Genomic DNA, 16,537 nt, shown 5'->3' on the forward strand with positions numbered 1-16,537 from the left:
CCGGCGACCCCGCCGAGGTGGACGCGGCGTTCGACGGCCTTCTTCGGGCGGGCCCCGACGTTCCGGCCGAGCCGGGTTTGATCTGCGTCACCTTAGGGGTACGATCCCTGGCTCGATTGGCCAGGGGGGTGTCCTGTATGGCAGACTAACGGGGTTGCTCGGTCGAGTGCCGATGCTGCGCGCCTCCCGTCGGGAGGACTGGAAGCGAGTCCCACAGTACTCGTCGCCCAATCTGTCGTCAGGCAGCACTGGGGCGGACGTACGGGAATCTTCCGGGAAGTGTCAGCGGGGTGCAGGCCAGGCACCCGGTGGGTGTTCTCACCCCCGGTCCTGCGGTTGCTTTCGGGCGGAGCCGCGTCCCTGGCAGGGAAATCCGTCATGGATATCTCTGTCGCCGGGAGCGCGACACACCCGACCGCGTGGGTCGGAGACCAGGACGCGAACCCCCGAGTGCCAGAGCGTTTAAATCGAGACAAAGGACTACTGAGTAGCCATGGCGGGACAGAAGATCCGCATCCGGCTCAAGGCCTACGACCACGAGGTCATCGACTCCTCGGCGAAGAAGATCGTCGAGACGGTGACCCGCACTGGTGCGTCGGTCGCGGGCCCGGTGCCGCTGCCCACTGAGAAGAACGTGTACTGCGTCATCAAGTCGCCGCACAAGTACAAGGACTCTCGCGAGCACTTCGAGATGCGCACCCACAAGCGCCTCATCGACATCCTCGACCCCACGCCCAAGACCGTTGACTCTCTGATGCGACTCGACCTTCCGGCCGGTGTCGACATCGAGATCAAGCTCTAGGGATCGGTGAGTCAGAGAATGGCTAAGCAGATCAAGGGCATCCTCGGCGAGAAGCTCGGCATGACGCAGGTGTGGGACGAGAACAACCGTGTTGTTCCCGTCACCGTCGTCAAGGCCGGCCCGAACGTCGTGACCCAGGTTCGTACGAACGACGTCGACGGCTACGAGTCCGTCCAGATCGCGTTCGGCGAGATCGACCCGCGCAAGGTGAACAAGCCCCTCAAGGGCCACTTCGCGAAGGCCGACGTCACTCCCCGCCGCCACCTCGTCGAGATCCGTACCGCTGACGCCAGCGAGTACACCCTCGGCCAGGAGATCACCGCTGAGGTGTTCGAGGCCGGCATCAAGGTGGACGTGACCGGCAAGAGCAAGGGCAAGGGCTTCGCCGGTGTCATGAAGCGTCACAACTTCAAGGGCCTCGGCGCCGGACACGGCACCCAGCGCAAGCACCGCTCCCCCGGCTCCATCGGTGGCTGCGCCACCCCGGGTCGTGTGTTCAAGGGCCTCCGCATGGCGGGTCGCATGGGCAACGAGCGGGTCACCACCCAGAACCTGACCGTTCACGCCGTTGACGCGGAGAAGGGCCTGCTCCTCATCAAGGGCGCGGTTCCTGGTCCGAACGGCGGCCTCGTCCTGGTCCGCACCGCGGCCAAGGGGGCCTGAGGACTATGACCACCATTGACATTCTGTCGCCCTCCGGCGACAACGCCGGGACCGTCGAGCTCCCGGCCGAGATCTTCGACGTCGAGAAGATCAGCATTCCGCTGCTTCACCAGGTCGTCGTCGCGCAGCTTGCCGCCGCCCGTCAGGGCACGCACAAGGTCAAGCGTCGTGGCGAGGTCCGCGGTGGCGGTAAGAAGCCTTACCGCCAGAAGGGCACCGGCCGCGCGCGCCAGGGTTCGACCCGTGCGCCGCAGTTCGCCGGCGGTGGCGTCGTCCACGGCCCCACCCCGCGTGACTACTCGCAGCGGACCCCGAAGAAGATGAAGGCCGCGGCCCTGCGCCACGCCCTCACCGACCGGGCCCGCAACGCTCGCATCCACGTCATCACCGGCGTGATCGAGGGCGAGACCCCCTCCACCAAGGCCGCGAAGAGCTTCCTCGGCAAGGTCAGCGAGCGCAAGAACGTGCTCCTGGTCATCGAGCGCTCCGACGAGGCCGCGCTGCTCTCCGCGCGCAACCTGCCCCAGGTCCACATCCTGGAGCCGGGCCAGCTCAACACGTACGACGTTCTCGTCTCGGACGACGTGGTCTTCACCCAGGCCGCTTTCGAGTCCTTCGTGTCTGGCCCCCAGGCCGCTGACACCGAAGGGAGCGAAGCCTGATGGCTACGCGTCACCCGAGCATCGCCTCGAAGGCCGCCAAGGCCAAGAAGGTCGCGCGCATCGCCAAGGCGAAGCGCCACGAGGCCGAAGGCAAGAACACCGTCGAGACCCCGCTGAGCAAGAGCTTCACGGACCCCCGTGACGTCCTCCTCAAGCCGGTCGTCTCGGAGAAGAGCTACGCGCTGCTCGACGAGGGCAAGTACACCTTCGTCGTGGACCCGCGGGCCAACAAGACCCAGATCAAGCAGGCCGTCCAGGCGGTCTTCTCGGTCAAGGTCACCGGGGTCAACACGATCAACCGTCAGGGCAAGCGCAAGCGGACCAAGACGGGCTTCGGCAAGCGTGCTGACAGCAAGCGCGCGATCGTGACCCTCGCTGAGGGCGACCGTATCGACATCTTCGGCCAGGCCTCCTAACGGAGCGCCCTGGTCCGAATATCGGACGAGGACTGAGAAATGGGAATCCGCAAGTACAAGCCGACTACGCCGGGCCGTCGTGGCTCCAGCGTCGCCGACTTCGTCGAGGTCACGCGGTCCACGCCGGAGAAGTCGCTGGTCCGCCCGCTGCACAGCAAGGGCGGCCGTAACAACGCCGGTCGTGTGACCGTTCGCCACCAGGGTGGCGGACACAAGCGCGCCTACCGAGTGATCGACTTCCGTCGTCACGACAAGGACGGCGTGCCGGCGAAGGTCGCGCACATCGAGTACGACCCCAACCGCACCGCGCGCATCGCGCTGCTGCACTACGCGGACGGCGAGAAGCGCTACATCCTCGCCCCCCGCAACCTGTCGCAGGGTGACCGCGTCGAGAACGGTCCCGGGGCCGACATCAAGCCGGGCAACAACCTGGCGCTCCGCAACATCCCGGTCGGTACCACGATCCACGCGATCGAGATCCGTCCCGGTGGCGGTGCCAAGTTCGCCCGCTCCGCCGGTGCCTCGGTGCAGCTGCTCGCGAAGGAGGGCACCATGGCCCACCTCCGCATGCCCTCCGGTGAGATCCGCCTGGTCGACCAGCGCTGCCGCGCCACGGTCGGCGAGGTCGGCAACGCCGAGCAGAGCAACATCAACTGGGGTAAGGCCGGCCGTAAGCGCTGGCTGGGCGTTCGCCCGACCGTCCGCGGTGTGGCGATGAACCCGGTTGACCACCCGCACGGTGGTGGTGAGGGCAAGACCTCCGGTGGTCGCCACCCGGTCTCGCCGTGGGGTCAGAAGGAGGGTCGTACTCGTTCGCCGAAGAAGGCTTCGAACAAGTACATCGTCCGCCGCCGCAAGACGAACAAGAAGCGCTAGGAGCGGGTTTAGATGCCGCGCAGTCTCAAGAAGGGACCCTTCGTCGACGGACACCTTGTAAAGAAGGTGGACGCTCAGAACGAAGCCGGTACCAAGAACGTCATCAAGACCTGGTCCCGTCGCTCGATGATCATCCCGGCCATGCTCGGCCACACGATCGCGGTGCACAACGGCAAGACCCACATTCCGGTGTTTGTCACCGAGTCGATGGTCGGCCACAAGCTCGGCGAGTTCTCGCCGACGCGCACCTTCCGGGGTCACGTGAAGGACGACCGGAAGTCGAAGCGCCGCTAGTAGCGGGGTGGAATGACCATGACAGACACTGGAAGGACAACCATGGAAGCCAGGGCCCAGGCGCGGTACATCCGCGTCACGCCCATGAAGGCCCGCCGCGTGGTGGACCTTATCCGTGGCATGGATGCCACGGAGGCTCAGGCGGTCCTGCGTTTCGCCCCGCAGGCCGCGAGCGTGCCGGTCGGCAAGGTGCTTGACAGCGCCATTGCCAACGCCGCGCACAACTACGACCACACCGACGCCGACAGCCTCTACATCTCCGAGGCGTACGTCGACGAGGGTCCGACCCTGAAGCGGTTCCGTCCGCGCGCCCAGGGCCGTGCCTACCGGATCCGCAAGCGGACCAGCCACATCACCGTGGTCGTCAGCAGCAAGGAAGGAACCCGGTAATGGGCCAGAAGGTTAACCCGCATGGGTTCCGGCTCGGCATCACCACGGACTTCAAGTCCCGCTGGTACGCCGACAAGCTGTACAAGGACTACGTCAAGGAAGACGTCGCCATCCGTCGGATGATGACGTCCGGCATGGAGCGCGCCGGCATCTCGAAGGTTGAGATCGAGCGCACCCGTGACCGTGTGCGTGTGGACATCCACACCGCGCGTCCCGGCATCGTCATCGGCCGCCGTGGCGCCGAGGCCGACCGCATCCGCGGTGACCTCGAGAAGCTCACGGGCAAGCAGGTCCAGCTGAACATCCTCGAGGTCAAGAACCCCGAGACCGACGCTCAGCTCGTTGCCCAGGCCGTTGCCGAGCAGCTCTCCTCCCGCGTCTCCTTCCGTCGCGCCATGCGTAAGAGCATGCAGTCGGCGATGAAGGCCGGCGCCAAGGGCATCAAGATCCAGTGCGGTGGCCGCCTCGGCGGCGCCGAGATGTCCCGCTCGGAGTTCTACCGCGAGGGCCGTGTGCCCCTGCACACGCTCCGCGCGAACGTGGACTACGGCTTCTTCGAGGCCAAGACGACCTTCGGCCGCATCGGTGTGAAGGTCTGGATCTACAAGGGCGACGTCAAGAACATCGCCGAGGTTCGCGCCGAGAACGCCGCTGCCCGCGCCGGCAACCGCCCGGCCCGTGGCGGCGCTGACCGCCCGGCCGGCCGTGGTGGCCGCGGTGGCGAGCGTGGCGGTCGCGGTCGTAAGCCGCAGCAGGCTCCCGCTGCCGAGGCCCCCAAGGCCGAGGCTCCGGCTGCCGCTCCGGCTGAGAGCACCGGAACGGAGGCCTGACCGACATGCTGATCCCCCGTAGGGTCAAGCACCGCAAGCAGCACCACCCGAAGCGCCGTGGTCAGGCCAAGGGCGGCACGACTGTTGCGTTCGGCGAGTACGGCATTCAGGCCCTCACGCCGGCGTACGTCACGAACCGCCAGATCGAGGCCGCGCGTATCGCGATGACCCGCCACATCAAGCGTGGCGGCAAGGTCTGGATCAACATCTACCCGGACCGCCCGCTCACGAAGAAGCCTGCCGAGACCCGCATGGGTTCCGGTAAGGGTTCGCCGGAGTGGTGGATCGCGAACGTGCACCCGGGCCGGGTCATGTTCGAACTGTCCTACCCCAACGAGAAGATCGCCCGTGAGGCCCTCACTCGCGCAGCCCACAAGCTGCCGATGAAGTGCCGGATCGTCAAGCGCGAGGCAGGTGAAGCGTGATGTCGGCCGGTACCAAGGCGTCCGAGCTGCGCGAACTGGGTGACGAGGAGCTTCTCGCGAAGCTCCGCGAAGCCAAGGAAGAGCTGTTCAACCTCCGCTTCCAGGCGGCGACCGGTCAGCTCGAGAACCACGGTCGGCTCAAGGCCGTCCGCAAGGACATCGCGCGGATCTACACCCTGATGCGTGAGCGCGAGCTGGGCATCGAGACGGTGGAGAGCGCCTGATGAGCGAGAGCAACGTGACTGAGCAGAAGACCGACCGCGGCTTCCGCAAGACCCGTGAGGGTCTGGTCGTCAGCGACAAGATGGACAAGACCGTCGTCGTCGCTGTCGAGGACCGTGTGAAGCACGCCCTGTACGGCAAGGTCATCCGCCGTACGAGCAAGCTCAAGGCCCACGACGAGCAGAACGCCGCCGGCGTCGGCGACCGCGTCCTCCTCATGGAGACCCGGCCGCTGTCCTCGACGAAGCGCTGGCGCATCGTCGAGATCCTCGAGAAGGCCAAGTAATTACCTGAGGGGTTTCCCTCAGGTTCGTTCCGCCAGGCTCGGGGCGGGACCGTCCTAGACGGCCCCGCCCCGGGAACCGGCAGACAATCAGGAGATAGACGTGATCCAGCAGGAGTCGCGACTGCGTGTCGCCGACAACACTGGTGCGAAGGAAATCCTTTGCATCCGTGTGCTCGGTGGCTCCGGTCGCCGCTACGCGGGCATCGGTGACGTGATCGTCGCCACCGTCAAGGACGCGATCCCCGGCGGCAACGTGAAGAAGGGTGACGTCGTCAAGGCCGTCATCGTTCGCACCGTCAAGGAGCGCCGCCGTCCGGACGGCTCGTACATCCGCTTCGACGAGAACGCCGCCGTCATTCTGAAGAACGACGGCGACCCTCGCGGCACCCGTATCTTCGGCCCCGTCGGCCGTGAGCTGCGCGAGAAGAAGTTCATGAAGATCATCTCGCTCGCGCCGGAGGTGCTGTAAGCATGAAGATCAAGAAGGGCGACCTGGTTCAGGTCATCACCGGTAAGGACAAGGGCAAGCAGGGCAAGGTCATTGCCGCTTACCCGCGCGACGAGCGCGTCCTGGTCGAGGGTGTCAACCGGGTCAAGAAGCACACGAAGGCCGGTCCGACCGCCAAGGGCTCGCAGGCCGGTGGCATCGTCACGACCGAGGCGCCCGTCCACGTCTCCAACGTCCAGCTGGTCGTTGAGAAGGACGGCAACAAGGTCGTCACGCGCGTCGGTTACCGCTTCGACGAAGAGGGCAACAAGATCCGCGTTGCCAAGCGGACGGGTGAGGACATCTGATGGCTACCACCACCACTCCGCGTCTCAAGACGAAGTACCGCGAGGAGATCGCGGCGAAGCTGCAGGAAGAGTTCTCCTACGAGAACGTCATGCAGACGCCGGGCCTCGTCAAGATCGTGGTCAACATGGGTGTCGGCGACGCCGCCCGTGACTCGAAGCTCATGGACGGTGCCGTCCGTGACCTCACCACGATCACCGGTCAGAAGCCGGCCATCACCAAGGCCCGCAAGTCCATCGCGCAGTTCAAGCTGCGTGAGGGTCAGCCGATCGGTGCCCACGTCACGCTCCGTGGCGACCGCATGTGGGAGTTCCTGGACCGCACCCTGTCGCTCGCGCTCCCGCGCATCCGCGACTTCCGTGGTCTGTCCCCCAAGCAGTTCGACGGCCGTGGCAACTACACCTTCGGTCTCACGGAGCAGGTCATGTTCCACGAGATCGACCAGGACAAGATCGACCGTACCCGGGGCATGGACATCACCGTGGTGACCACGGCGACCAACGACGCTGAGGGCCGCGCCCTTCTCCGTCACCTCGGCTTCCCCTTCAAGGAGGCGTAAGCGAGATGGCGAAGAAGGCTCTGATTGCCAAGGCTGCTCGTAAGCCCAAGTTCGGTGTGCGTGGCTACACGCGCTGCCAGCGCTGCGGTCGTCCGCACTCCGTGTACCGCAAGTTCGGCCTGTGCCGCGTCTGCCTTCGTGAGATGGCTCACCGTGGCGAGCTGCCGGGCGTGACCAAGAGCTCCTGGTAATCCCCGCAATTCTGGGATTCCAGGGCTCTCGGTAAGCAATGGGCTCTGTCGGGTGCCCAGCTCTCCATGGCTTAGGCTAGGAGGGTTGGGCGCCTGACGCCCACACGACTTACTACGCCGTAGGTCCCCGCACCGCACCCGTCCCGCCCATGAGTGGGGAGAGGGATGGCGCATACAGGAAACCCCGGCGAGAGAGGCCGAAGGCCAATTCATGACCATGACTGATCCGATCGCAGACATGCTTACGCGTCTGCGTAACGCGAACTCGGCGTACCACGACACCGTGGGTATGCCGCACAGCAAGATCAAGTCGCACATCGCGGAGATCCTCCAGCAGGAGGGCTTCATCACGGGCTGGAAGGTCGAGGACGCCGAGGTCGGCAAGAACCTCGTTCTCGAGCTGAAGTTCGGCCCGAACCGTGAGCGCTCCATCGCGGGCATCAAGCGGATCTCCAAGCCCGGTCTCCGGGTTTACGCGAAGTCCACCAACCTGCCCAAGGTTCTGGGCGGCCTCGGCGTGGCGATCATCTCCACGTCGCACGGGCTCCTGACCGACAAGCAGGCCGGCAAGAAGGGCGTAGGCGGAGAAGTCCTCGCCTACGTCTGGTAGCGGAAGGGAACGGAGGAAACAGCTATGTCGCGTATTGGCAAGCTCCCCATCACGGTTCCCGCCGGCGTGGACGTCACCATCGACGGCCAGACGGTCTCGGTCAAGGGCCCCAAGGGCTCGCTGACCCACACTGTCGTGGCGCCGATCGAGATCGCCAAGGGTGAGGACGGCGTTCTGAACGTCACCCGCCCCAACGACGAGCGTCAGAACAAGGCCCTCCACGGCCTGTCCCGCACGCTGGTGGCGAACATGATCACCGGCGTGACCGAGGGTTACGTGAAGAAGCTCGAGATCAGCGGTGTCGGTTACCGCGTCCTGGCGAAGGGCTCCAACCTGGAGTTCTCGCTCGGTTACAGCCACTCGATCACTGTCGAGGCCCCCGAGGGCATCACCTTCAAGGTGGAAGCCCCCACCCGTTTCTCGGTCGAGGGCATCGACAAGCAGAAGGTCGGCGAGGTTGCGGCCAACATCCGCAAGCTGCGCAAGCCCGACCCGTACAAGGCCAAGGGCGTCAAGTACGAAGGCGAAGTCATCCGCCGCAAGGTCGGAAAGGCGGGTAAGTAAGCCATGGCATACGGTGTCAAGATTGCTAAGGGCGACGCTTACAAGCGTGCTGCCATCAAGCGTCGTCACATCCGCATCCGTAAGCACATCTCGGGTACGGCTGAGCGTCCGCGCCTGGTCGTGACGCGCTCCAACCGCCACATCGTGGCCCAGGTCATCGACGACGTTAAGGGTCACACCCTCGCGTCGGCGTCGACCCTGGACACCACGATCCGTGGTGGCGAGGGCGACAAGTCCACGCAGGCCAAGTCGGTCGGCGCCCTGGTCGCCGAGCGCGCCAAGGCCGCCGGTGTCGAGGCTGTCGTGTTCGACCGTGGTGGAAACCAGTACGCCGGGCGCATCGCCGCCCTGGCGGACGCCGCCCGCGAAGCCGGGCTCAAGTTCTGAGCCGCTTCCGTAGCTAGCGGAAAGAGAGAGGTAATCCAATGGCTGGACCCCAGCGCCGTGGAAGCGGTGCCGGTGGCGGCGAGCGGCGGGACCGGAAGGGCCGTGACGGCGGCGCTGCTGCCGCCGAGAAGACCGCGTACGTTGAGCGCGTTGTCGCGATCAACCGCGTCGCCAAGGTTGTGAAGGGTGGTCGTCGCTTCAGCTTCACCGCGCTCGTCGTGGTAGGCGATGGTGACGGCACCGTCGGTGTCGGTTACGGCAAGGCCAAGGAGGTGCCGGCCGCGATCGCCAAGGGTGTTGAAGAGGCCAAGAAGCACTTCTTCAAGGTCCCCCGCATCCAGGGCACCATCCCGCACCCGATCACGGGCGAGAAGGCCGCGGGCGTCGTCCTGCTCAAGCCTGCTTCCCCCGGTACCGGCGTTATCGCCGGTGGTCCCGTGCGTGCAGTGCTCGAGTGCGCCGGCGTTCACGACATCCTGTCGAAGTCGCTCGGTTCTTCGAACGCGATCAACATCGTGCACGCGACCGTGGCGGCCCTCAAGGGCCTGCAGCGTCCCGAGGAGATCGCGGCTCGCCGTGGTCTGCCCCTCGAGGACGTCGCCCCCGCGGCTCTCCTTCGTGCGCGTGCAGGGGCGGGTGCGTAATGGCTCGCCTCAAGGTCACGCAGACGAAGTCGTACATCGGCAGCAAGCAGAACCACCGCGACACCCTGCGCTCCCTTGGTCTCAAGGGGATCAACACGCAGGTCGTCAAGGAGGACCGCCCCGAGTTCCGCGGAATGGTTCACACCGTCCGCCACCTCGTGACGGTCGAGGAGGTCGACTAGATCATGGCGGAGAACAACCCGCTCAAGATCCACAACCTCCGTCCCGCCCCGGGCGCCAAGACCGCCAAGACCCGTGTCGGTCGTGGTGAGGCGTCGAAGGGTAAGACGGCCGGTCGTGGTACCAAGGGCACGAAGGCCCGCTACCAGGTTCCGGAGCGCTTCGAGGGCGGGCAGATGCCCCTCCACATGCGTCTCCCGAAGCTGAAGGGCTTCAAGAACCCGTTCAAGACCGAGTTCCAGGTCGTGAACCTCGACAAGCTGGCCGCGCTGTACCCGGAGGGTGGCGAGGTCACCGTCGAGGGTCTCGTCGCCAAGGGTGCCGTTCGCAAGAACAGCCTCGTCAAGGTCCTCGGCCAGGGCGAGATCTCCGTGGCGCTGCAGGTGACGGTCGACGCCGTCTCCGGCTCCGCCAAGGAGAAGATCACCGCCGCCGGCGGTACCGTCACCGAGCTCGTCTGATTTCAACAGGCGTCTCGATGACCTGAACGATCCCGACCGGGGATGCCCACAAAAGGGGCATCCCCGGTTGGTCGTTCCAAGGGGGGCAGTGTCGCCGGTAAGGTGGCCTGCACTGTTAATTTTCGTCCGGCGTGCCTCACGGGAACTCCGGGCGGTCTTTGACTGTTGGTTAGCTGTCAGTCATCCGTCGAACCTCAAGACCGTCACCCTCTGCCGCAGTAGCGCGGGGGTCGCAGGAGGCACCGTGCTCACCGCGTTCGCCCGGGCGTTCAGGACGCCCGACCTGCGCAAGAAGCTGCTCTTCACGCTCGGCATCATCGTGGTCTACCGGGTCGGTACCCACATCCCGATCCCCGGCGTGGACTACAAGAATGTCCAGTCGTGCATGAACATGGCCGACTCGAACCGCGGGCTGTTCAGCCTGATCAACATGTTCAGCGGCGGCGCGCTGCTCCAGATCACGATCTTCGCGCTCGGCATCATGCCGTACATCACGGCGAGCATCATTCTCCAGCTGCTCACCGTGGTGATCCCGCGACTCGAAGCCCTCAAGAAGGAGGGCTCGGCCGGCACGGCGAAGATCACGCAGTACACCCGCTATCTGACGGTCGCGCTCGCCATCCTCCAGGGCACGGGCCTGGTGGCGACCGCCCGCAGCGGCGCGCTGTTCTCCGGCTGCCCCGTGGCCAACCAGATCGTGCCCGACCAGTCGATCTTCACCACGATCACGATGGTCGTCACGATGACCGCCGGTACCTGCGTCGTCATGTGGCTCGGTGAGCTCATCACCGACCGCGGCATCGGTAACGGCATGTCGATCCTGATGTTCATCTCGATCGCCGCGACCTTCCCGAGCGCGCTGTGGACCGTCAAGATCCAGGGCAAGCTGGCGGACGGCTGGATCGAGTTCGGCACCGTCATCGCCGTGGGTCTGTGCATGGTCGGTCTGGTGGTCTTCGTCGAGCAGGCTCAGCGCAGGATTCCCGTCCAGTACGCGAAGCGCATGATCGGTCGCCGTTCCTACGGCGGCACCTCGACCTACATTCCACTGAAGGTCAACCAGGCAGGTGTGATTCCTGTCATCTTCGCGTCGTCGCTGCTCTACATTCCGAGCCTGATCGCGCAGTTCTCCAAGGGGAACTCGGAGTGGAAAACCTGGGTCACGAACAACCTGACCAAGGGTGACCACCCGATTTACATCACCTTGTACTTCCTTCTGATCGTGTTCTTCGCGTTCTTCTACGTGGCGATCTCGTTCAACCCCGAGGAAGTCGCCGACAACATGAAGAAGTATGGTGGCTTCATCCCGGGCATCCGGGCTGGCCGGCCGACCGCTGAGTACCTGAGCTACGTACTCAACCGGATCACCTGGCCGGGTTCGCTGTATCTGGGGCTGATCGCTCTCGTGCCGACGGTGGCGTTGGTTGGTTTCGGGGCAAACCAGAACTTCCCGTTCGGTGGCACCAGCATCCTCATCATCGTGGGTGTGGGCCTGGAGACGGTGAAGCAGATCGAGAGTCAGCTTCAGCAGCGCAATTACGAAGGGTTCCTCCGCTGATGCGAATCGTCCTCGTCGGGCCGCCCGGTGCCGGGAAGGGAACGCAGGCCGCGTTCCTCGCCAAGAATCTGGCGATCCCGCACATCTCAACGGGCGACCTGTTCCGCGCCAACATCTCTCAGCAGACGGAGCTCGGCAAGCTGGCGAAGTCCTACATGGACAAGGGCGAACTGGTACCGGACGAGGTCACCATCGCCATGGCCAAGGACCGCATGGAGCAGCCGGACGCCGAGAGCGGCTTCCTTCTCGACGGCTTCCCGCGCAACGTCTCGCAGGCCGAGGCGCTGGACGAGATGCTGGACACCGAGGGCATGAAGCTGGACGCGGTGCTGGACCTGGAGGTCCCCGAGGACGAGGTGGTCCGCCGTATCGCGGGCCGTCGCATCTGCCGCAACGACTCCTCGCACGTCTTCCACGTGTCGTACAAGGCGCCGAAGCAGGAAGGCGTCTGTGACGTCTGCGGCGGCGAGCTGTACCAGCGTGACGACGACTCCGAGGAGACCGTCCGTACGCGGCTGGAGGTCTACCACACGCAGACCGAGCCGATCATCGACTACTACATGGCCCAGGGCCTGGTCGTCACGATCCCGGCGCTCGGCAAGGTGGAGGACGTCACGGCGCGTTCCATGGAGGCGCTGGCCCGCGAGGACGCCTAGTCCCCGCGGTCCGCTCCGCGGTGCGCGTGCCGCGGGGAGCATGAAGATGTACGTCGCATCGGCCGCGGCACCCTCACCGGGTGCCGCGGCCGACGTGCGAGGCGGGCGGGGCGAAGGTCCTGCGCGGGTCGGGGTCCCTGGACCCCGGGCGGGGTGGGTCGAGTCCCCCGTATCGTTGGAGTAGTCCGTTTTCCGGTCCAGAAAGGCCGCAGCCACCATGGTGCAGATCAAGACCCCCGAGCAGATCGCCAAGATGCGTGAGGCGGGGCTGGTCGTCGCGGCCATCCATGCGGCCACGCGTGAGGCGGCGGTTCCCGGCGCGACCACGCGTGACCTGGACGAGGTCGCGCGCAAGGTGCTGGACGAGCACGGCGCCAAGTCGAACTTCCTCGGATACGGCGGCTTCCCGGCGACGATCTGCACCTCGGCCAACGAGGTCGTCGTCCACGGCATCCCGGACGACAAGACCGTCCTGAAGGACGGCGACATCATCTCCATCGACGCCGGCGCGATCGTCGACGGCTGGCACGGCGACGCCGCGTTCACGGCCTTCGTGGGCACCGGTCACGCCCCGGAGCTCATCGAGCTCTCCCGGGTGACCGAGGAGTCGATGTGGGCGGGCATCGCGGCGATGAAGGTGGGCAACCGCCTGGTCGACATCTCCCGGGCGATCGAGACCTACATCCGCCGCCAGCCCAAGCCGGGCGGCGGCAAGTACGGCATCGTCGAGGACTACGGCGGCCACGGCATCGGCACCGAGATGCACATGGACCCGCACCTGCTGAACTACGTCGAGCGCAAGCGCGGCAAGGGTCCGAAGCTGGTGCCCGGTCTGTGCCTGGCGATCGAGCCGATGGTGTCGCTCGGCACCCCGCGGACCGAGGTGCTGGAGGACGACTGGACCGTGATCACCACGGACGGGACCTGGTCCTCGCACTGGGAGCACTCCGTGGCGCTCACGGAGGACGGACCGCTCGTCCTCACGGCTCCCGACTGCGGCCGGGCGAAGCTCGCCGAGTACGGGATCACGGCGGCGCCCGATCCCCTCGCGGGCTGAAACGCCGGGCGCTCTCCTACTTCGCCGACCGTGAATCGGTCAGCCCCGCCCCTTGGCGCATATCGCGCTGAAGGGTGGGGCATCGTCATGAGTGGCGGGGAGGACAGCGACGAATTCGTCTTTCCGGGAGCCCTGACGTAGACTGACTCGTCGGCTCTCGTGCACCCGCATGTCTCCATGCGCTCGCACGAAGTCGATCAAGGTAGTCGATTCGAAGGGCAAAGCGTGGCCAAGAAGCAAGGTGCCATCGAGATCGAGGGCACTGTCGTTGAGTCTCTTCCGAACGCGATGTTCAAGGTGGAGCTCCAGAACGGCCACCAGGTCCTGGCGCACATCAGCGGCAAGATGCGCATGCACTACATCCGCATCCTCCCTGACGACCGGGTCGTGGTGGAGTTGTCTCCGTACGACCTGACGCGCGGCCGGATCGTCTACCGCTACAAGTAGATCTTGCCTTGCTCCGTGTTCCCGTTCCGGGGCACGGGGGGTGGCACTGACCCGGAGAACCTCACCTAATGAAGGTCAAGCCGAGCGTCAAGAAGATCTGCGACAAGTGCAGGGTGATCCGCCGTCACGGTCGGGTCATGGTCATCTGCGAAAACCCGCGCCACAAGCAGCGCCAGGGCTGACGCACGACCGCACCTTCTGCACCCGCAGATACTTCGCGCGACGCAAGCAGTACATGTTCATACGCAGGATCCAGGGCTGAGTCTCATCAGGCCTGACACCCCCGGTCGGAGGCCGGGGACCCGGTTCGTACCGACTCCTCGATCCCTGGATCAGAGGACGACGGCGGGCGGGATCCGGTTCTGCGGAAGACCTCCGAACGACAACTGGAGCCATTGAATGGCACGCGTTTCCGGTGTTGACATCCCGCGCGAAAAGCGTGTGGAGGTCGCCCTCACCTACGTGTTCGGCATCGGCCGGACCCTTTCCCAGCAGACGCTGGCCGAGACTGGCGTGAACCCCAACACGCGCGTTCGTGACCTCTCCGAGGAGGAGCTGGTCAAGATCCGCGAGTACGTGGACGCCAACATCAAGACCGAGGGTGACCTCCGTCGCGAGATTCAGGCCGACATCCGCCGCAAGGTGGAGATCGGTTGCTACCAGGGTCTGCGCCACCGTCGTGGCCTGCCCGTCCACGGTCAGCGCACCAGCACGAACGCTCGTACCCGCAAGGGCCCGCGTCGCGCCATCGCCGGCAAGAAGAAGCCGGGCAAGAAGTAGTCCTCAGCGGACAACGCTTCATCAGCGGTCTTCGCTGTAGGACCGACCACCTCCCCGTAGGAGAAACAGATGCCCCCCAAGGGTCGTCAGGGCGCCGCCAAGAAGGTGCGCCGCAAGGAAAAGAAGAACGTCGCTCACGGGCACGCTCACATCAAGAGCACGTTCAACAACACGATCGTCTCGATCACGGACCCCTCGGGCAACGTGATCTCCTGGGCCTCCGCCGGCCACGTCGGCTTCAAGGGCTCGCGCAAGTCCACCCCCTTCGCCGCGCAGATGGCCGCCGAGTCGGCCGCCCGTCGCGCGCAGGAGCACGGCATGCGCAAGGTTGACGTCTTCGTGAAGGGCCCGGGCTCCGGTCGCGAGACCGCGATCCGCTCCCTCCAGGCCACTGGCCTCGAGGTCGGCTCGATCCAGGACGTCACCCCCACCCCGCACAACGGCTGCCGTCCGCCGAAGCGCCGCCGCGTCTGACGCACGGCCGCTCGGTCGTCGATCTCGACGGCCCTGTGCTGGTTAGAGGTTTTCGGGCGGTACGGCTCCGTAAAAGGGCCGTATCGCCCGTACCCTTGCTGTACCCGGTCTCTTCGGAGGCTCGGTTTTGGCGGACGTCAAATAGCGGGCGTCCACGAATGAAGGATCTGATCACCACATGCTGATCGCTCAGCGCCCCTCGTTGACCGAAGAGGTCGTCGACGAATTCCGCTCCCGGTTCGTGATCGAGCCGCTGGAGCCGGGCTTCGGCTACACCCTCGGCAACTCCCTGCGCCGCACCCTCCTCTCGTCGATCCCCGGCGCTGCTGTCACCAGCATCCGCATCGATGGTGTCCTGCACGAGTTCACCACCGTGCCGGGCGTCAAGGAGGACGTCACCGACCTGATCCTCAACATCAAGCAGCTCGTCGTCTCCTCGGAGCACGACGAGCCCGTCGTGATGTACCTGCGCAAGCAGGGCCCGGGTCTGGTCACCGCCGCCGACATCGCGCCCCCGGCCGGTGTCGAGGTCCACAACCCCGACCTCGTCCTCGCCACGCTCAACGGCAAGGGCAAGCTGGAGATGGAGCTGACCGTCGAGCGCGGTCGCGGCTACGTCTCCGCCGTTCAGAACAAGCAGGTCGGTCAGGAGATCGGGCGCATCCCGGTCGACTCGATCTACTCGCCGGTGCTGAAGGTCACGTACAAGGTCGAGGCGACCCGTGTCGAGCAGCGCACCGACTTCGACAAGCTGATCGTCGACGTCGAGACCAAGCAGGCCATGCGTCCCCGTGACGCCATGGCGTCGGCCGGTAAGACCCTGGTCGAGCTGTTCGGTCTGGCCCGCGAGCTCAACATCGACGCCGAGGGCATCGACATGGGCCCGTCCCCCACGGACGCCGCCCTCGCCGCCGATCTCGCGCTGCCGATCGAGGAGCTGGAGCTCACGGTCCGCTCGTACAACTGCCTCAAGCGTGAGGGCATCCACTCCGTGGGTGAGCTCGTCGCCCGCTCCGAGGCCGACCTCCTGGACATCCGCAACTTCGGTGCGAAGTCCATCGACGAGGTCAAGGCGAAGCTGGCCGGCATGGGCCTGGCCCTCAAGGACAGCCCGCCCGGATTCGACCCGACCGCCGCCGCCGACGCCTTCGGCGCCGACGACGACGCGGACGCCGGCTTCGTCGAGACCGAGCAGTACTGATCGCCTCGCGCGGGGCAGCCGTCTTCGGGCGGCGGTCCCGCCGGGTTTGATCCCGGCTGCCGGCCGGCTGTGGCTGGTCGCGCACCCGCGACGGAGTCGCATGTCGACT

The 16,537-nt window shown here is 65.7% G+C and carries 29 protein-coding genes; all 29 read left to right on the forward strand.

What is annotated here, in order from left to right; all coding sequences use genetic code 11:
• Positions 1-493 precede the first annotated feature (493 nt).
• The 29 genes from rpsJ to ACZ4TO_RS20310 all read left to right on the forward strand — a co-directional run bounded on the left by rpsJ (position 494) and on the right by ACZ4TO_RS20310 (position 16,428).
• The gene (gene rpsJ, locus ACZ4TO_RS20170; protein ID WP_003948644.1) at positions 494-802 is read left to right on the forward strand and encodes a 30S ribosomal protein S10; all 309 of its coding nucleotides are present in this window, start codon (positions 494-496) and stop codon (positions 800-802) included.
• Between the two features lie 18 nt (positions 803-820).
• Positions 821-1,465, forward strand: coding sequence for a 50S ribosomal protein L3 (gene rplC, locus ACZ4TO_RS20175; RefSeq protein ID WP_020135811.1), 645 nt, complete (start codon positions 821-823; stop codon positions 1,463-1,465).
• A gap of 5 nt (positions 1,466-1,470) precedes the next feature.
• A complete protein-coding gene (rplD, locus tag ACZ4TO_RS20180) occupies positions 1,471-2,127 on the forward strand; it encodes a 50S ribosomal protein L4 (protein ID WP_103549183.1) in 657 nt (218 codons plus the stop codon).
• Positions 2,127-2,543: a 50S ribosomal protein L23 gene (gene rplW / locus ACZ4TO_RS20185; protein ID WP_103549184.1), complete on the forward strand. Its 417-nt coding sequence runs from the start codon at positions 2,127-2,129 to the stop codon at positions 2,541-2,543. The genes rplD and rplW overlap by 1 nt, the downstream gene beginning before the upstream one ends.
• Before the next feature lie 39 nt (positions 2,544-2,582).
• Entirely contained in the window at positions 2,583-3,419 is an 837-nt protein-coding gene (gene rplB / locus ACZ4TO_RS20190) for a 50S ribosomal protein L2 (RefSeq protein ID WP_020132633.1), read from the forward strand.
• A gap of 12 nt (positions 3,420-3,431) precedes the next feature.
• Positions 3,432-3,713 (forward strand): 30S ribosomal protein S19, encoded by a 282-nt coding sequence (rpsS, locus tag ACZ4TO_RS20195; protein WP_015035577.1) that lies wholly within the window; start codon positions 3,432-3,434, stop codon positions 3,711-3,713.
• A 42-nt stretch (positions 3,714-3,755) separates the two neighbouring features.
• Positions 3,756-4,103, forward strand: coding sequence for a 50S ribosomal protein L22 (gene rplV, locus ACZ4TO_RS20200; RefSeq protein WP_019329637.1), 348 nt, complete (start codon positions 3,756-3,758; stop codon positions 4,101-4,103).
• The gene (gene rpsC, locus ACZ4TO_RS20205) at positions 4,103-4,933 is read left to right on the forward strand and encodes a 30S ribosomal protein S3 (RefSeq protein WP_037747976.1); all 831 of its coding nucleotides are present in this window, start codon (positions 4,103-4,105) and stop codon (positions 4,931-4,933) included. Before rplV ends, rpsC begins: the two co-directional genes overlap by 1 nt.
• A 5-nt stretch (positions 4,934-4,938) precedes the next feature.
• Entirely contained in the window at positions 4,939-5,358 is a 420-nt protein-coding gene (gene rplP, locus ACZ4TO_RS20210) for a 50S ribosomal protein L16 (RefSeq protein WP_004927269.1), read from the forward strand.
• Positions 5,358-5,582 carry a 50S ribosomal protein L29 gene (gene rpmC, locus ACZ4TO_RS20215; protein ID WP_003998824.1) on the forward strand — a complete coding sequence of 75 codons (225 nt, stop codon included), beginning with the start codon at positions 5,358-5,360 and terminating at the stop codon, positions 5,580-5,582. Before rplP ends, rpmC begins: the two co-directional genes overlap by 1 nt.
• On the forward strand, positions 5,582-5,866 hold the full coding sequence (gene rpsQ / locus ACZ4TO_RS20220; protein ID WP_037626988.1) for a 30S ribosomal protein S17: 285 nt from the start codon (positions 5,582-5,584) through the stop codon (positions 5,864-5,866). The genes rpmC and rpsQ overlap by 1 nt, the downstream gene beginning before the upstream one ends.
• A gap of 100 nt (positions 5,867-5,966) precedes the next feature.
• Positions 5,967-6,335, forward strand: coding sequence for a 50S ribosomal protein L14 (rplN, locus tag ACZ4TO_RS20225; RefSeq protein ID WP_003998823.1), 369 nt, complete (start codon positions 5,967-5,969; stop codon positions 6,333-6,335).
• 2 nt (positions 6,336-6,337) lie between these two features.
• Positions 6,338-6,661, forward strand: coding sequence for a 50S ribosomal protein L24 (gene rplX / locus ACZ4TO_RS20230; RefSeq protein WP_328449240.1), 324 nt, complete (start codon positions 6,338-6,340; stop codon positions 6,659-6,661).
• Positions 6,661-7,218 carry a 50S ribosomal protein L5 gene (rplE, locus tag ACZ4TO_RS20235; protein WP_037626984.1) on the forward strand — a complete coding sequence of 186 codons (558 nt, stop codon included), beginning with the start codon at positions 6,661-6,663 and terminating at the stop codon, positions 7,216-7,218. The genes rplX and rplE overlap by 1 nt, the downstream gene beginning before the upstream one ends.
• Before the next feature lie 5 nt (positions 7,219-7,223).
• Positions 7,224-7,409: a type Z 30S ribosomal protein S14 gene (locus ACZ4TO_RS20240; RefSeq protein WP_003948630.1), complete on the forward strand. Its 186-nt coding sequence runs from the start codon at positions 7,224-7,226 to the stop codon at positions 7,407-7,409.
• A gap of 211 nt (positions 7,410-7,620) precedes the next feature.
• Positions 7,621-8,019, forward strand: coding sequence for a 30S ribosomal protein S8 (gene rpsH / locus ACZ4TO_RS20245; RefSeq protein ID WP_010986352.1), 399 nt, complete (start codon positions 7,621-7,623; stop codon positions 8,017-8,019).
• A gap of 24 nt (positions 8,020-8,043) precedes the next feature.
• Entirely contained in the window at positions 8,044-8,583 is a 540-nt protein-coding gene (rplF, locus tag ACZ4TO_RS20250) for a 50S ribosomal protein L6 (protein WP_361676696.1), read from the forward strand.
• 3 nt (positions 8,584-8,586) lie between these two features.
• Entirely contained in the window at positions 8,587-8,970 is a 384-nt protein-coding gene (rplR, locus tag ACZ4TO_RS20255; protein WP_037626978.1) for a 50S ribosomal protein L18, read from the forward strand.
• A gap of 38 nt (positions 8,971-9,008) precedes the next feature.
• On the forward strand, positions 9,009-9,614 hold the full coding sequence (rpsE, locus tag ACZ4TO_RS20260) for a 30S ribosomal protein S5 (protein WP_006376045.1): 606 nt from the start codon (positions 9,009-9,011) through the stop codon (positions 9,612-9,614).
• Positions 9,614-9,796 carry a 50S ribosomal protein L30 gene (rpmD, locus tag ACZ4TO_RS20265; RefSeq protein ID WP_055553514.1) on the forward strand — a complete coding sequence of 61 codons (183 nt, stop codon included), beginning with the start codon at positions 9,614-9,616 and terminating at the stop codon, positions 9,794-9,796. The genes rpsE and rpmD overlap by 1 nt, the downstream gene beginning before the upstream one ends.
• Before the next feature lie 3 nt (positions 9,797-9,799).
• The gene (rplO, locus tag ACZ4TO_RS20270) at positions 9,800-10,255 is read left to right on the forward strand and encodes a 50S ribosomal protein L15 (RefSeq protein WP_003974249.1); all 456 of its coding nucleotides are present in this window, start codon (positions 9,800-9,802) and stop codon (positions 10,253-10,255) included.
• 244 nt (positions 10,256-10,499) lie between these two features.
• A complete protein-coding gene (secY, locus tag ACZ4TO_RS20275; protein ID WP_468024906.1) occupies positions 10,500-11,813 on the forward strand; it encodes a preprotein translocase subunit SecY in 1,314 nt (437 codons plus the stop codon).
• A complete protein-coding gene (locus tag ACZ4TO_RS20280) occupies positions 11,813-12,469 on the forward strand; it encodes an adenylate kinase (RefSeq protein WP_382792982.1) in 657 nt (218 codons plus the stop codon). The genes secY and ACZ4TO_RS20280 overlap by 1 nt, the downstream gene beginning before the upstream one ends.
• 217 nt (positions 12,470-12,686) lie before the next feature.
• Positions 12,687-13,526, forward strand: a complete 840-nt coding sequence (gene map / locus ACZ4TO_RS20285) for a type I methionyl aminopeptidase (protein WP_388771997.1) — start codon at positions 12,687-12,689, stop codon at positions 13,524-13,526.
• A gap of 225 nt (positions 13,527-13,751) precedes the next feature.
• Positions 13,752-13,973 carry a translation initiation factor IF-1 gene (infA, locus tag ACZ4TO_RS20290; RefSeq protein WP_003948620.1) on the forward strand — a complete coding sequence of 74 codons (222 nt, stop codon included), beginning with the start codon at positions 13,752-13,754 and terminating at the stop codon, positions 13,971-13,973.
• A 68-nt stretch (positions 13,974-14,041) separates the two neighbouring features.
• Positions 14,042-14,155, forward strand: coding sequence for a 50S ribosomal protein L36 (gene rpmJ / locus ACZ4TO_RS20295; RefSeq protein WP_003998809.1), 114 nt, complete (start codon positions 14,042-14,044; stop codon positions 14,153-14,155).
• Positions 14,156-14,372: 217 nt separating this feature from the next.
• Complete coding sequence (rpsM, locus tag ACZ4TO_RS20300; protein WP_060901485.1) at positions 14,373-14,753, forward strand: 30S ribosomal protein S13; 381 nt, start codon at positions 14,373-14,375, stop codon at positions 14,751-14,753.
• Between the two features lie 69 nt (positions 14,754-14,822).
• Positions 14,823-15,227: a 30S ribosomal protein S11 gene (rpsK, locus tag ACZ4TO_RS20305; RefSeq protein WP_003956432.1), complete on the forward strand. Its 405-nt coding sequence runs from the start codon at positions 14,823-14,825 to the stop codon at positions 15,225-15,227.
• 178 nt (positions 15,228-15,405) lie between these two features.
• Entirely contained in the window at positions 15,406-16,428 is a 1,023-nt protein-coding gene (locus ACZ4TO_RS20310; protein WP_003966937.1) for a DNA-directed RNA polymerase subunit alpha, read from the forward strand.
• The last annotated feature ends 109 nt before the right edge of the window (positions 16,429-16,537 follow it).

Source organism: Streptomyces sp. NPDC028298, from assembly GCF_055565895.1.